Below are 13,421 nucleotides of genomic sequence, written 5' to 3'. Positions count from 1 at the left end.
AACAAAGTCAGTTGCTTTTGCCGTACGGGTCCTCAAGACTGTCGGCATGGCAGCGAACAGCCGGTTGACGATCGCGGCCCACGCCCTGGCCTGGATGGAACTGGCCCGGCGGCGCGGTCGTGCGGTGCTCACCTCCGACGAGGTGGCGGCCAGCGTCAACACCAACGCGGTCATCGTCCGGCGCAGCCTCACCGACCTGCAACGCAGCGGACTGGTGACAGCCCGCCGGGGCCACGGCGCCGGGTTCAGCCTGGGCCGGCCCGCCACGGAGATCACCCTGCTCGACGTCTGGCTGGCGGTCTCGCCGGAGCCGCTGCTCGCCCTGCACCGCACCGAGCCGAACCGGCAATGCCCGGTCGGGCGGGGCATCCGCCCCGTGCTCACCGATGTCTACGACGAAGCCACCGAGGCGTTCCGGGCGGTGCTGGCCCGCTCGACCGTCGCCGACGTACTGGAGAGGATGCCCACGTGATCGTCGAACTGCGCCGCTACACCCTGCGCGAGGGTCGCCGCGACGAGCTGATCGAGCTGTTCGACCGCGAGTTCGTCGAGACCCAGGAGGCTGTGGGCATCGCCGTGCTGGGCCAGTTCCGCGACCTCGACCGGCCCGACCAGTTCGTGTGGCTGCGCGGCTTCCCCGACATGCAGTCGCGCCGTGCCGCCCTGACGTCCTTCTACTCCGGGCCCGTCTGGGCCGAACACGGACCGGCGGCCAACGCGACAATGCTGGACTCGGACGACGTCCTGCTGCTCCGCGAGGTCGACCCGATCCCCGTGGCCGACCGTGGCGCCGCCGATCCTGACTCAGTTCTGCACGCCACGATCTGGTACTGGCCCGGCCCTCTTCCCACACCTGTCCCGCCCGTCGACGAGGCCTTGGCCACGCTTACGACCGAATACGCGGCCAACGACTTCCCCCGGCTGCCGGTCCGCGAGGGAGAACACGCCCTGCTGCGGCTCACCCGGTCCCCGCTGCGGGCCGAGGCACCCGCCGGCGTGACGAAAGTGGAGAGTTTCCGCCTCGCTCCGACCAGCCGTTCCCGCCTTCATTGACGGACATTCCCCTGCCGGGCTGCGTCATCAGTCGCACTCAGACGCAGGTGCGGTCGGTGCTGCGCGGATCGTCGACCCGATGCGGGGCGTAGACGGCGCCGGCCCGCGCGGTCTCCCGCCACGGCCGGGCCTTGTTCAGGGCGACGTCAAGTGCCGGGTCCGTACGGTCGAGGTCGACACAGACCACGCCGATCCGTCCGGGCGGGCCCGCTGCAAGCCGTACCCGTGCGGATCGATCACCGCCGACGGCCCCGCCGCAGCGCACGGCGTGGGAACCGCGACGCTGACCCAGAAACCGTTCGCAGCGGCATGCCCGCGGGCGAGCACCTCGAAGATCAGGTCTCCGAGTAGGTGGAGAAGTGCACATTGATCACCCACGGCGAGTTGTGCGGCCGATGCCCGCCGGTCAAACGATGATTGCCGCCCACGACCACCCAGACCCCGAACTCCGCGGCCAGCCCCGTCGTGGCCCGCAACTCCGCCGCGACCGGCGCCCAGTCGATGTCCCAGCCCGCGTAATACGCTTTCGCCGGCCCGACATAGCCGGACAGCGCACCCTCACGGAAATGCACGAGCCGCGCCCCCGGCCCGGCAGCCTGCCGCATCGCGGCGCGGACCACCCGCCCGTTCTCCCCGGGGTCCGTAGTGACAACAGTCTGCGCCACCGCGATCCGGATCCTCCCCGCGCCGCCCATCGCCGAACCGCATCGAGGAAATCCGAGCAGGGTCAAAGCCACGAGGCGACCGTCGCGCCCAGGTCATGACCACGCACCCCAGCGGCACGAGTCATGACAAACTCTCCTGCCGAGATGAGTATGTGGTGCCGATCGTTGTCAGGACGGCTCGGAATCGTTCTGGAGTCCCTGCGAAAGGCGCGGCGGTCGGTCCGCTCCGCTGAGCCATGCTCGGATCAGAGGGAGAACTTCGCGCACTACGCCGTCCGCTAGCGGCTCTGCGAACTCTTCCGACACGTCGTTGTACTCGGCGGCGATCCGCATATAAGCGCGTGCGGCTTCCAAAATCGCCAGCGGAACGCCATGGAGATCATGAGCCGGATAGTCGGCATAACTCGGATCGGATCTCCAGTCGTCAGCAGGCACGGGGAGGACCATACTTATCCGCCGCCGTTCGTGCGCGCCGGCCGGCAGCGGGCGTTGGTGGCGCCGGTGCTGAGGTTGTTGGTGGCGGTACGGTGCGGGCGTGAAGGCCGGTTCTGGCAGCTCCCTGCTGATCTATCTCGATGTGGACGGGACGTTGATTCCGTTCCGGGGCAGGCGCGTTCAAGGGGCGCCGGCCGATGCCGGCAATCCTTTGCTCGACAGGCTGGACCCGCGGGATGGCGCGCGACTGCTTGCGCTGGGTGGGCAGTTGGTCTGGGCCACCACCTGGATGGCGGAAGCCAACGAGGTCGTCGCGCCCCTTCTCGGGTTGCCGCCGCTGCCTGTCGTGGAGTGGCCGGAGGGGGACGAGGGTGGCCGGCTGCACTGGAAGACCGTTCCGCTGACCAGGCACGCGGCGGGGCGGCCGTTTGTGTGGCTGGACGACGAGATCACGGACGCGGACCGGCGGTGGGTGGCTGAGCGCTACCCCCACCCCGCGCTTCTGCGCCGCATAGATCCGATGGTTGGTCTTGCTGCAGACGACTTCGCGGCGGTGGCTCGGTTCAGTGCCAGATGGACAACGCGGCCAGGCCGATGACTACGACGACGTTCGCGACGTCCCGCGCCCCGGGGGCGCCGTGCGCGATCTCCGCGGCCGCTCGCCGCACCTCGGGCCGGGTGGTCCAGCCGGCGAGCATCACCACGCCGTTCTGGACCTCGACCTCGAGAACCGTTTTCCTCGTACGCCTGTCGGCCCGCAGCCGGTGCTCCACCTCGGCTTGCAGGCGCGCGTCGGTGTCGTCGCGCCCGCCGAGGCTGCCGAAGCCGGGCATCGGCCACGTGGTCATGAAGTACTGCCCCTCGCCGCACGCCGGTTCGTCGTCAGCGTGGAATCCTGGTGCCGCGACGTGGCGGCGAGGCCCCGGTCCTATGACGGTTTCACCTCAAAAGGCGGGAGAGCCACCCCGTACGGGTGACCCGGGCCGCCACCGACAGGGTGGCGTCGGGGAAGAGGGCGTCGAAACCGTGGAAGCCGCCCGACCAGACGTGCAGTTCGGCTTCGCCGCCGCTGGACCAGATCCGGTTCGCGTACGCCACATCCTCGTCCCGGAAGAGTTCGGCCGAGCCGGCGTCGATGTAGGCGGGTGGCAGCCCGGACAGGTCGTCGGCGAGCGCGGGGGAGACGTACGGGGAGATCTCGCCCGGGGATTCGCCCAGCAGGCTGCGCCAGGCGAACTCGTTGGTCTCGCGCGTCCAGGTGCCGGGCCCGGTGGCGGTGGCGCGGTTGCGGTGGTCGAGCATGGGGCCGATCAGCACCTGGCCGGCGAGCACAGGGCCGCCACGGTCGCGGGCCAGCAGCGCCACCCCGGCCGCCAAGCCCCCGCCCGCGCTGGCCCCGGCCACGACGATGCGGCCGGCGTCGACGCCCAGTTCGGCGGCGGCCCAGACAAGACCGGCGTAGCAGTCCTCGACCGCGGTGCTGCCTTGGGCTTCAGGGGCGAGGCGGTAGTCGACGGACACGACGACGGCGCCGAACGCGGCCAGCCAGGCGAGGGGGATGTCGATCTGCGAGTACCGGTTGCCCATCACCATGCCGCCGCCGTGCATCCAGTAGACGCAGGGTGCGCCGGCCGGGAGGGTGCCCGCGGGGCTCAGGACCGTCAGGGGGATCCCGGTGCCGGGCACCGTCACTTCGCGCTGGGTGATCGCCTCGCCGGGGGTGAACGGCGGGGCCGCGTACGGGCGGATCCGGTCAAGGGTCTCGGCGGTGAGCGGAGGCATCGGGGGCAGGCCGGCGAGCAGGGTGCCCAGTTCGGGGTCGAGGGGCATCAGAACGCCGCCTTCCCGCCCACGGGCACCTCGTCGGTGTAGGCGGACTCGCCGTCGAGCAGCGGCTGCAGCTTCGCCACCAGGGCCTGCGCGGCGGCGGTGGCGAAGAAGGCGGCGTGCGTCTCGGCGCTGGTCCAGCCCTCGGTGACGTGAACGACGTCGGGACGACCGGCCGAACGCCCGACCAGGAACACGACGCAGTCGGGGTGGGTGAGCGACGGCGCGTCGAGCAGCAGCGCCACCACGTCGTCGCCGAGCCCGGTTCGAGCAGTCATCGTGGCGTGAAAGCCGTACATCTGATTCTCCCATCCAATGTCTTGCCGGTAGAACCAAGAATCTCGGCTGAGCTGCTCATAGGCTTTAGCGATCATCGCTGAGGCTTGCACAATCCTGCCAACGCGAAAACCCGATGGTGGGTTGCCGACGGTGCCGGACCACGAACTCATAATGTTTCGTCCATGACCGGTGTCCACGAAGGGCAGACCATGACCGAGCTCGACGACCTGACCCGGGCGGTGACCGACAACACCGTGGCCGGCGGGAGCCTGTTCGGCCGCACCGTCGCCCGCATCATCGAGCTCACCCTCGAGCCCCTGCGCGACGCCGAGCCGCAGGTCGTACGGGCCGAGCTGGCCGCCGTGAGCGCCTGGGCCAACCGCACCAAACCGACGATGGCCACCGTCCGCAACGCCGTGACCCTCGCGCTGGCCACCGCCGACGCCACCGACGGGTCGGCCCGCGCGGTGGCCGCGGCCATGCGCGACTTCGTGGCCCGCTCCGAGAAGGCGGTCGAGGCCCTGGCCGACGGCATCACCGACGTGGTCAAGCCGGGCGCGCGGGTGCTGTGCCACTCCAACTCGGGTTCGCTGCGCAGCGTGCTGCGCCGGGTCGTCGGTGTCATCCCCGACGTGTCGATCAACGTGACCGAGTCCCGCCCGTACCGCGAGTCGCGCCGCCTGGTCGAGGGCATCGCCGAGTCGGGCGTGCCGGTGACGCTGTTCTCCGACGCCGCGATGGCGGTCGCCGCGAGCCGGTCGGACGTCGTGCTCGTGGGGGCCGACGCCGTGTTCGCCGACGGCACCCTGGTCAACAAGACCGGGACGATGCCGCTCGCGCTGGCTTGCCGCTACCACGGCGTTCCCCTGTACGGCGTCACCGAGCTGGCCAAGGTCGTCGACGGCGACCCGGCCGAGGTGCAGATGGAGCTGCGGCCGGGCTCCGAGCTCAGCGCCGGCTGGGAGCTGGCCGACAGCGGGCGGGTGGCCGTGTTCAACCAGTTCTTCGAGCCCACCCCGCCCGACCTGATCACGTCCTACCTGACCGAGGACGGCCTGATCGCCCCGGCGGGGATGCTGGCCGCCTACCGCCGCAGCCTGACGACCTGATCAGCGGGCGATGGTCAGCGGCGGGCCTGCCTCTGACTCGTGCGCCGCCGACGGAAACCGGTTGTTCAGCGGAGGGCCGGCTGCGAGATTGCACGGTGTGAACACCGACTGGCGATGCCTGCCCGTCCCGGCGGCCGACGCGGAAACCCTGATCCCGCTGCTGCACGACGCCGAGGAGGACGACGATCGCATCCGGGCGGCGCTGCGGGACCCCACCTGCCGGGGTTATGTCGCGCGGGCCGGGTCCGAACCGGTCGGCGCGGCCGTGATGCGCTGGTCGGACCAGCCCGAACTGCTGTATCTCGCGGTCGCCGCGACCGCCCGCCGCCGCGGCCACGGGCGCCGGATCGTGGCCGCCCTGCAAGCGGAACTGCCGCCGGGCCGCACCATGCTGGTCGGCACGGCCAACTGCGCCCTCGACAACATCGCCTTCTACCAACGCTGCGGCTTCCGCATGCACTCGGTGAAACGCGACTACTTCGCCTACATCGACCCACCTCTGACCGAGAACGGCATCCCCATGCAGGACATGATCGTCTTCTCTTACGAGCCATGAGCTTGTCCTACTACGTGGATCCGGCCGGCTTGCCGCGTCGGTTGAAGCGCCAGTTCTGACATCAATTCGGGAAGAACTTGCTGAGGTCGGGGAAATCGAGTGGCTTCTCACTGACGATCATCCGAAAAAGGGGCGTCCTCCCCATCTCCTGCGCGACGCTGGTCCAATCCCCGTGCCGGTCGTCGGGGAAACGGTCACCCACCCGGAGGGCGTGGTCGACGGCCCCGGCCATCTGGTCGGCCACGATCAGGGCTCGGTTGAGGTCGTCGCCGGTGAGGTCGACCTTCTTGCGCTCGAAGATGTACGGGCGGAGGTCGGGCCGCTCGAACATCATGGCGAGGCCGGCGTCGTAGCGTTCGTTCGCGTGGTGCAATGCCTCGTACCGGCTGTACAGGTTGGAAAGGTGAATCTGCTTCTGCAGCCTTCTCGTCTGCAGGGATGAGAAATAGAGCGCGAAGACAACTCCGATGAGGCTCAGTGCCTGGAGGATGTTGGCCAGCATGCCCCGAGGATATTGCTCACGATCAATCTTGATCATCCGTGCGGGGTGGCTTTCAGGTGGGGTTCAGGGGCGGTGGGGGAGGATGGCGGACCGGAGGTGCAGGCATGCGGGTGCTGGTCGTGGATGATGAGCAGCGGCTGGCTCGGTCGTTGCGGCTGGGGCTCGAGGCCGAGGGGTTCGCCGTCGATGTGGCGCACGACGGGGTGGACGGGTTGTGGCTGGCGCGGGAGAACAAGTACGACGCGATCGTGCTCGACCTCATGTTGCCGAAGCTCAACGGCTATCAGGTCTGTGCGACGCTGCGGCAGGAGCAGGACTGGACGCCGATCCTCATGCTCACGGCCAAGGACGGCGAGTGGGATCAGGTGGAGGGTCTCGACACCGGGGCCGACGACTACCTGACCAAGCCGTGTTCGTTCCCGGTGCTCGTGGCGCGGTTGCGGGCGGTGAGCCGGCGCGGGGCCCGGGAACGGCCGACCGAACTGGTGGTGGGGGAGTTGCGGCTCGACCCGGCGGCGCGGCGGGTGTGGCGGGGCGGGGCCGAGGTGGAGTTGACCACCCGCGAGTTCTCGATGCTGTTCTTCCTGGCCCGGCATCCCGGCGATGTGGTGTCGAAGCGGCAGATCCTGGACGGGGTGTGGGACGGCGACTTCGAGGGCGACCCCAACATCGTCGAGGTCTACATCGGGCATCTGCGCAACAAGATCGGGCGGACGGCCATCGAAACCGTGCGCGGCGCGGGTTACCGGCTGGCGCGTGACGGTGGCTGACGTCCGGCTGCGCACGACCGCGGCCGCCGTGCTGGTCGTGGCGGCGGCGCTGGTCGCCGGGGCGGTCGCCTTGGTCGTGCTGATGCGGGGCTCGCTGCGCGACGGGCTGGAGGCCACCGCCGAGCAGCGGGCCGGTGCGCTCCTGCAGCAGGCGGGGTCCGTACGGGCTCCGGAGGGCGACGTCGACGACGACGTGCTCTGGCAGGTGACCGCCCCGGACGGCACGGTCGTCAGGTCGGCGCAGCCCCTGCCGGGTGTCGAGGGCGAGGTGGAGCTGCCCGGCGGCGAGCACAGGTACTTGGTGGTCACCGACGACGGCGACGGCTATCGGGTCGTGGTCGCCGTCTCGCTGGAGGACGTCGACGAGTCCACCGAGGCGCTGCTGACGCCGCTGCTGGTCGGCGTGCCGCTGCTGGTGCTGCTGGTGGGCGGCACGACGTGGGTGGTGGCGTCGCGCGCGCTGGCCCCGGTCGAACGGATCCGGCGTGAGGTTGAGGCGATCACCGGGGACCGGCTGGACCGCCGGGTGCCCGAGCCGCCGTCGCGCGACGAGATCGGCCGGCTGGCCCGCACCATGAACCGGATGCTGGGCCGCCTGCAGGACTCGCGGGACCGGCAGCGCGCGTTCGTGGCCGACGCCTCGCACGAGCTGCGTTCCCCGGTCGCCGGCATCCGCCAGGTGGCCGAGGTCGCGCAGGCCCACCCGGCTGCCCTGCCCGACGGTGAGCTGGCCGCGACGGTGCTCGAGGAGTCGGCCCGCCTGCAGCGCCTGGTCGACCAGTTGCTCCTGCTCACCCGGGCCGACGACGGCGGTTCCGGTCGTTCGGCACACGATGTCGACCTCGACGACCTGGCCCTGGCCGAGGCCAAACGCGTCTCCCGTACGGGGGTGAAGGTCGACACGGCCGGCGTGGGCGCCGGGCGGGTCCGCGGTGATGCGGCCGCGCTGGCTCAGGTCGTGCGCAACCTGACCGACAACGCGGCCCGCCACGCCACCGCCCGCATGGCCGTCGCCGTGCGCGAGAGCCCGGACGCCGTCGAGCTCACCGTCGACGACGACGGCCCGGGCATCCCACCGGATCAGCGCGAACGGGTCTTCGACCGGTTCGTGCGCCTGGACGCGGCCCGCGCCCGCGACGACGGTGGCAGCGGTCTGGGCCTGGCCATCGTCCGGACGATCGTGACCGCGCACGGCGGGACGGTGTCGGCGTCGTCCTCGGCCCTGGGCGGCGCGTGCTTCACGGTGCGTTTTCCCCGCTGAGTTCCGCGTTCAGGTTGGCTTCAGCCACCGTCGCGCATGGTGTGCAGGTAACCAACGCGATCAGGAAGGCCGGCAACCTCATGAACACCGCCAAGCTTCGCAGCAAGCGCGTCATCGTCACCACCGCGGCCGTCGCCGCCCTCGCCGTCGGCGGCGGGGTGTGGGCCACCGCGGCCAGCGCCGACGCCGACGTGAGCGGCGCCGACCGTGACCGGGTGGGCAACGCCGCGGTGCAGGCCGTCGGCGGCGGCACCGTCGTCGACGTGGAGAGCAGCGACGACCGGGGTGAGGCGTACGAGGTCGAGGTGCGCAAGCCCGACGGCGCCGAGGTCGACGTCGTGCTCGACAAGGACCTGAAGGTGCTGAGCCAGCAGGCCGACACCCCGGACACCGGGACCGCCGAGCCGGCGGTGACCGACGCTCAGCGCGCCTCGGCCGAGAAGGCCGTGCTGGACGCCTTCCCGGGCGGGACGGTCCTCGACGTCGAGGCGAGCGACGACCAGGGTGTCGCCTACGAGGCCGAGGTCCGTGACACCGGCGACAAGGAGTGGGACGTCGAGCTCGACTCCGCGTTCAAGGTGCTGACCAAGACCGAGGACAACTAACTGAACACCCGCTCGGCGAAGCGGCGCCCGATCAGCTCGTGGGTGGCCGCGTCCGGGTGCAACCGGTCGGGCAGGGGCAGCTCCGCGTGGTCGGCCTCGCCGTACAGGGAGAGCCCGTCCAGGTAGGACAAGTGCGGGTCGGTCGGGGCGCGCTCGGCCACGATGCGGGACAGCTCCTCGCGGATGACCGTGAGGGTGAGTTTGCCCGCGGCCCGCTCGGCCGGGTCACCGGTGGCCACGAAACTCATCCGGCCTTCGCGCAGGGCCTCGACGTCGAAGGCGCCGGGGCCCGGTGTGTCCTCGTGGATGGGGCAGTAGATCGGCGAGACCACCACCAGCGGCGTCGACGGGTGGCCGTCGCGGATCGTGTCGAGGAAGCCGTGCACGGCCGGGCCGAAGGCGCGCCGGCGCATCAGGTCGGCGTTGACGACGTTGATGCCGAGCTTGACGCTGATGATGTCGGCCGGCAGGTCCCGCATCGTGCGGGCGGTGAACGGGTCGATCAGGGCGCTGCCGCCGAAGCCCAGGTTGGTCAGCTCGACCCCGGCGTGCGCGGCCGCCACCACGGGCCAGATGCCGGTCGGGGCGGCGGCGTTCGAGCCCTGACTGATCGAGCTGCCGTGATGCAGCCACCGCGGCCGGCCGGAGGGCGGTGCCGCCGCGACCGGGGCGTCCGTGTGCAGCTCGACGAGCTCGGTGCGCTCATAGTGCGGCAGCCAGATCTCGACGGTCTTGAGCTCGTCGGACAGGCCGGTGAAGTCGACGCGGCCGGGCTCGCCGGGCACGGTGTCGACGGCCCCGGTGGCCGGGTCGACCGTCACGGTCGTGCCCCCGGGGTTCGTCCGCCGGCCGGCCAGGACGCCGTCCACGAGCAGGTCGTAGACGCCCGGCGGGCGGGCCGGCACCCCGCGCAGCTCCAGCCGGGTGGGTGCGGCCACGAGCGTGACACCGGTGGCCCGGGTGCGGAACACCACCCGTACGCCGGAAGGTTGGGCCTCGACCGTCGCGATCTGCGGGTCGGCGGCCTGGGCGCGCGCCCAGGCCGGAAGCCGGTGGGGCAGCAGCCCGTGGTGCGTCTCCTCCAGCTCGACGGCGCCGCGGATCAGCTCGGCGGTCACGGGTGTGGTGTGGTCTGTCACCGTAATCATCCTTCGTGGGGCCAATGGCGCAGCAGCGTGTCGAGCGCGTCGAGGATGCGCTCCCAGCTCTGCTGCGGGCCGGGCCGGCTGTGGTCGAACCCGCCGCCCGACTCCTGAGTGATGTAGCCGTGGACAGTGCTGCCGATCAGCCGTACGGCGTGGGTCTGCTCGGTCTCGGGAAGGGCGTACCCCCGCAGGATGGCGCGCATCATCTCGGCGTGGCGGGGGCCGGCACTGGCCAGCGCGGTCGCGTGGTCGAGCCGGGCCTGGGCCGCCTCGTAGCGCCCGGGATGCTCGCGGGCGTAGTCGCGATACGTGTTGCCCAGCGCGACCAGGGCGTCCCGGCCCGCGCGGCCCGCCAGCGCGGCCGCGGCCCGGTCGGCCATCTCGGTCAGCGCCAGCAGCGTGATGCGCGTGCGCAGGTCGTCGGCGTTGCGGACATGCGCGTACAGGCTGGCCACCTGCACGCCGACCCGCCGCGCCACCGCCGACGGTGTGACCTGCGCGAAACCCGCCTCGTCGGCCAGCTCCGCCCCGGCCACCGTCACCAGCTCGGCCGTCAGCCCCTTGCGCGCCATCATTGCCTCCCTAATGACTTAAGGCTACAACCTAAAGCCTTTAGGAAGCAAACACGGACGGGTTAGTTGCGCTGCGGCAAACGACATGCTTCATACTTCCCGTCTCACCCCCGACAGGACGGCTCTCACCGTGGACAGCTTGCGCATCACCTCCTGGACGATGCGCCGCCGCGTGCTCGTGCTGTTCACCGTGGCCGGGCTGCTGCTGGCCGGCATCGGCGCGTTCGCCGCCGTGACCGCGATCGACAGCAACAAGAACCTCGACGTGCTGCTCGACAAGACCGGCCCCATGCGTGTCGCCGGTCAGGAGCTGTACTCGGCGTACCTCGACCAGGAGACCGGCGTACGGGGATACGCGCTCAGCCGCGACGCCAAGAACCTGCAGCCGTACGAGCAAGGGGTGGCCGCCGAGAAGCAACTGCTCGCCCGCATCGGCGAACTCAACGGGCCCGGCGGCCGGGCCGACATCCGCGCCGACCTGGAACAGGTGCGGCAACTGGCCGGCCAGTGGCGCGCCGACGTGGCCGAGCCGGTGATCGCCGGCGGGACCGCCGCCGCTGGGGCCGGTGACGCCCGCTTCAACGCCCTGCGCGCGGCCATCGACACCCTGCAGGCCGACATCCTGACCCTGCGCGACGAGGCGGCGGGCGCGGCCCGGCGGACGGCGTCCGTGCTGGTCGCGCTGGAGATCGCGGCCGCCGTCATCCTGGTCCTGGTGGGCGGGCTGATGCTGTTGCTGCTCGACCGGCTGGTCAGCCGGCCCATCGCCGAGCTGGCGGCGCAGGTGCGGCGGGTGGCCGGCGGTGACTACGAGCGCCGGATCGTCTCGGCCGGGTCACCCGAACTGAGCAGCCTGGCGGGCGACGTCGACGGCATGCGCCGGCGGATCGCCTCCGAACTGACCGAGGTGCGCGAGGCCCGCACGCTGGTCGAAGCGGCCAACCAGCAGCTCGAGCTCAAAGCCGAGGAGCTCGGCCGGTCCAACCGTGACCTCGAGCAGTTCGCCTACGTGGCGTCGCACGACCTGCAGGAGCCGCTGCGCAAAGTGGCCAGCTTCTGCCAGTTGCTGCAGCGCCGGTACGCGGGTCAGCTCGACGAGCGGGCCGACCAGTACATCGGCTTCGCGGTGGACGGCGCCCAGCGGATGCAGCGGCTGATCAACGACCTGCTCGCGTTCTCCCGCGTCGGGCGGCTCACGTCGGAATTCACCCCGGTGCCGCTGGAACGGGTCCTGACCGAGGTGAAGTCGCAGCTCGAGGCGCGGGCGGGCGACGACGCCGAGATCACGTGGTCCGACCTGCCCGTGGTGGAGGGCGAGGAGCCGCTGCTGACGACCCTGTTCGTCAACCTGATCGGCAACTCGCTCAAGTTCCGCCGCCCCGGCGTGCCGCCGGTGGTGCGGGTCAGCGCCGAACGTGAAGGCGACGAGTGGCGGATCAACGTACGCGACAACGGCATCGGCATCGAACGCGAGTTCGCCGACAAGGTCTTCGTCATCTTCCAGCGCCTGCACCCGCGGGAGGCCTACGACGGCACCGGCATCGGCCTGGCCATCGGCAAGAAAATCGTCGAATACCACGGCGGGCGCATCTGGCTCGACCTCGACGTCGAGGAGGGCACCTCCCTCTGGTTCACGATGCCCGCCACCGACGCCTGACCCGGCTCTCCAGGCGGGGGATCGCGCGCACGTAGAGCACCATGCCGATCACCTCGATCAGCGTCTGGGTGACGACGACGGCGGGTGCCACCGACATGGTCTCCGGAAGGGCCAGGGCCAGGGGGAGCACGACCAGGGAGTTGCGGGTCGCGCCGGTGAAGACGATCGCGCGGCTCGCCGGGCCGTCCAGCCGGAACAGGCGGGCTACGCCGAGGCCTGCGAAGGCCATGACCAGCAGGAACAGGGCGTAGAAGGGGATGCTGCCGAGCACTGCGGCCGTCAGTCGCGGGGTCTGCGAGGCGACCACCACCAGCAGGGTCGCGGCCATGAGCGGCACCATCGTCGTGGTCAGCGCCGGGACGGCTCGGCGGCCCCGGGCCCGGGTGGCCCCGGCCAGCGCGAGCGGGATGACGATCAGCAGCAGGAACGCGCGGAGGAACGGGCCGGCCTCGACCACGTCGGCCAGGCCGGGGCCCAGGAAGGCCACCAGGAACAGGGGCAGCAGGGCCATCTGGGCGATCAGCAGCAGCGGGGTGGTGGCCAGCAGACGGTCGCTGCTGCCCCCGGCCAGGCCGCTGAACACGATGACGTAGTCGATGCAGGGCGCCAGCAGAACCAGCAGGACCCCCACCCGTACGGCCTGGTCCGAGGGCAGGAAAGCGAACATCGCGGCCACCACGAGCGGCACCACGACGAAGTTGACCACCAGCGCGGCCGCGAGGAACCGGCCGTCGCGCCACGAGTGGACCAGGTCCTTCATCGGCACCTGCAGGAACGTGACGTAGAGCAGGGCGCCGAGCACGGGGCTGATCACGTGTTCGAGCCCCGGGCCGGCGCCGGGCGCGAGCAGGCCCAGGGCGGCCCCGGCCGCGATCGCCGACAGGTAGATCGTGACCTGGTGCCGTTCCACCGTCCCATCATGAACGTTTCCTGAGGGATCGGACGGCGGCCCCCGCCGCGACCGGGCGATCTCACAGAACTCCCC

At 71.0% G+C, this 13,421-nt stretch carries 19 protein-coding genes; 9 read left to right on the top strand and 10 right to left on the bottom strand.

Annotation, left to right across the window (positions count from 1 at the left end):
- The first annotated feature begins 46 nt into the window (after window positions 1–46).
- Together BKA14_RS13690 and BKA14_RS13685 are read left to right on the top strand one after the other, a co-directional pair.
- Complete coding sequence (locus BKA14_RS13690; RefSeq protein ID WP_184951303.1) at window positions 47–472, top strand: Rrf2 family transcriptional regulator; 426 nt, start codon at window positions 47–49, stop codon at window positions 470–472.
- On the top strand, window positions 469–1,053 hold the full coding sequence (locus BKA14_RS13685) for an NIPSNAP family protein (protein ID WP_184957298.1): 585 nt from the start codon (window positions 469–471) through the stop codon (window positions 1,051–1,053). Before BKA14_RS13690 ends, BKA14_RS13685 begins: the two co-directional genes overlap by 4 nt.
- 37 nt (window positions 1,054–1,090) lie before the next feature.
- On the opposite strand, the gene BKA14_RS13680 is transcribed toward BKA14_RS13685, so the two are convergent.
- The 3 genes from BKA14_RS13680 to BKA14_RS13670 all read right to left on the bottom strand — a co-directional run bounded on the left by BKA14_RS13680 (window position 1,091) and on the right by BKA14_RS13670 (window position 2,153).
- A complete protein-coding gene (locus BKA14_RS13680; protein ID WP_184951302.1) occupies window positions 1,091–1,240 on the bottom strand; it encodes a hypothetical protein in 150 nt (49 codons plus the stop codon).
- A gap of 148 nt (window positions 1,241–1,388) precedes the next feature.
- Window positions 1,389–1,718: a nitrilase-related carbon-nitrogen hydrolase gene (locus BKA14_RS13675; RefSeq protein WP_184951301.1), complete on the bottom strand. Its 330-nt coding sequence runs from the start codon at window positions 1,716–1,718 to the stop codon at window positions 1,389–1,391.
- Window positions 1,719–1,886: 168 nt separating this feature from the next.
- On the bottom strand, window positions 1,887–2,153 hold the full coding sequence (locus BKA14_RS13670; protein WP_184951300.1) for a hypothetical protein: 267 nt from the start codon (window positions 2,151–2,153) through the stop codon (window positions 1,887–1,889).
- A 127-nt stretch (window positions 2,154–2,280) separates the two neighbouring features.
- On the opposite strand from BKA14_RS13670, the gene BKA14_RS13665 reads away from it, so the two are divergent.
- Window positions 2,281–2,751: an HAD domain-containing protein gene (locus tag BKA14_RS13665; RefSeq protein WP_184956736.1), complete on the top strand. Its 471-nt coding sequence runs from the start codon at window positions 2,281–2,283 to the stop codon at window positions 2,749–2,751.
- Here the strand turns inward: BKA14_RS13665 and BKA14_RS13660 are convergent.
- From BKA14_RS13660 to BKA14_RS13650, 3 genes are all read right to left on the bottom strand, one after another.
- The gene (locus BKA14_RS13660; protein WP_184951299.1) at window positions 2,717–3,001 is read right to left on the bottom strand and encodes a BON domain-containing protein; all 285 of its coding nucleotides are present in this window, start codon (window positions 2,999–3,001) and stop codon (window positions 2,717–2,719) included. The genes BKA14_RS13665 and BKA14_RS13660 overlap by 35 nt on opposite strands.
- Window positions 3,002–3,092: 91 nt before the next feature.
- Window positions 3,093–3,983, bottom strand: coding sequence for an alpha/beta hydrolase fold domain-containing protein (locus BKA14_RS13655; protein WP_184951298.1), 891 nt, complete (start codon window positions 3,981–3,983; stop codon window positions 3,093–3,095).
- Entirely contained in the window at window positions 3,983–4,279 is a 297-nt protein-coding gene (locus BKA14_RS13650; protein ID WP_184951297.1) for a putative quinol monooxygenase, read from the bottom strand. The genes BKA14_RS13655 and BKA14_RS13650 overlap by 1 nt, the downstream gene beginning before the upstream one ends.
- Before the next feature lie 162 nt (window positions 4,280–4,441).
- On the opposite strand from BKA14_RS13650, the gene BKA14_RS13645 reads away from it, so the two are divergent.
- Window positions 4,442–5,368, top strand: coding sequence for an eIF2B alpha/beta/delta subunit family protein (locus BKA14_RS13645; protein ID WP_184951296.1), 927 nt, complete (start codon window positions 4,442–4,444; stop codon window positions 5,366–5,368).
- A gap of 97 nt (window positions 5,369–5,465) precedes the next feature.
- On the top strand, window positions 5,466–5,924 hold the full coding sequence (locus BKA14_RS13640) for a GNAT family N-acetyltransferase (protein ID WP_184951295.1): 459 nt from the start codon (window positions 5,466–5,468) through the stop codon (window positions 5,922–5,924).
- A 61-nt stretch (window positions 5,925–5,985) separates the two neighbouring features.
- On the opposite strand, the gene BKA14_RS13635 is transcribed toward BKA14_RS13640, so the two are convergent.
- On the bottom strand, window positions 5,986–6,426 hold the full coding sequence (locus BKA14_RS13635; RefSeq protein ID WP_184951294.1) for a hypothetical protein: 441 nt from the start codon (window positions 6,424–6,426) through the stop codon (window positions 5,986–5,988).
- Between the two features lie 104 nt (window positions 6,427–6,530).
- Here BKA14_RS13635 and BKA14_RS13630 point away from each other — a divergent pair, with 104 nt between their 5' ends.
- The 3 genes from BKA14_RS13630 to BKA14_RS13620 are packed head-to-tail and all read left to right on the top strand — an operon-like array spanning window position 6,531 to window position 9,062.
- Window positions 6,531–7,196, top strand: a complete 666-nt coding sequence (locus BKA14_RS13630; protein ID WP_184951293.1) for a response regulator transcription factor — start codon at window positions 6,531–6,533, stop codon at window positions 7,194–7,196.
- Window positions 7,183–8,457: a sensor histidine kinase gene (locus BKA14_RS13625; protein WP_203722611.1), complete on the top strand. Its 1,275-nt coding sequence runs from the start codon at window positions 7,183–7,185 to the stop codon at window positions 8,455–8,457. Before BKA14_RS13630 ends, BKA14_RS13625 begins: the two co-directional genes overlap by 14 nt.
- A 41-nt stretch (window positions 8,458–8,498) precedes the next feature.
- On the top strand, window positions 8,499–9,062 hold the full coding sequence (locus tag BKA14_RS13620) for a PepSY domain-containing protein (RefSeq protein WP_184951292.1): 564 nt from the start codon (window positions 8,499–8,501) through the stop codon (window positions 9,060–9,062).
- Here BKA14_RS13620 and BKA14_RS13615 read toward each other — a convergent pair.
- Together BKA14_RS13615 and BKA14_RS13610 are read right to left on the bottom strand one after the other, a co-directional pair.
- Window positions 9,059–10,201 (bottom strand): SGNH/GDSL hydrolase family protein, encoded by a 1,143-nt coding sequence (locus tag BKA14_RS13615; RefSeq protein WP_239093299.1) that lies wholly within the window; start codon window positions 10,199–10,201, stop codon window positions 9,059–9,061. The two genes, BKA14_RS13620 and BKA14_RS13615, sit on opposite strands and share 4 nt — an antisense overlap.
- 5 nt (window positions 10,202–10,206) lie before the next feature.
- Entirely contained in the window at window positions 10,207–10,779 is a 573-nt protein-coding gene (locus BKA14_RS13610; RefSeq protein WP_184951290.1) for a TetR/AcrR family transcriptional regulator, read from the bottom strand.
- A 139-nt stretch (window positions 10,780–10,918) separates the two neighbouring features.
- Between BKA14_RS13610 and BKA14_RS13605 the strand changes: the two genes are divergently transcribed.
- Window positions 10,919–12,436, top strand: coding sequence for a sensor histidine kinase (locus BKA14_RS13605; protein ID WP_239093301.1), 1,518 nt, complete (start codon window positions 10,919–10,921; stop codon window positions 12,434–12,436).
- Here the strand turns inward: BKA14_RS13605 and BKA14_RS13600 are convergent.
- A complete protein-coding gene (locus BKA14_RS13600) occupies window positions 12,411–13,346 on the bottom strand; it encodes an arsenic resistance protein (RefSeq protein WP_221477264.1) in 936 nt (311 codons plus the stop codon). The two genes, BKA14_RS13605 and BKA14_RS13600, sit on opposite strands and share 26 nt — an antisense overlap.
- Window positions 13,347–13,421: the final 75 nt, after the last annotated feature.

Origin of the sequence: Paractinoplanes abujensis, from assembly GCF_014204895.1 — a bacterium.
Taxonomy (GTDB): domain Bacteria; phylum Actinomycetota; class Actinomycetes; order Mycobacteriales; family Micromonosporaceae; genus Actinoplanes; species Actinoplanes abujensis.
The sequence above is the reverse complement of the archived record's forward strand: the minus strand, read 5'-3'. Positions and strand labels throughout refer to the sequence as shown.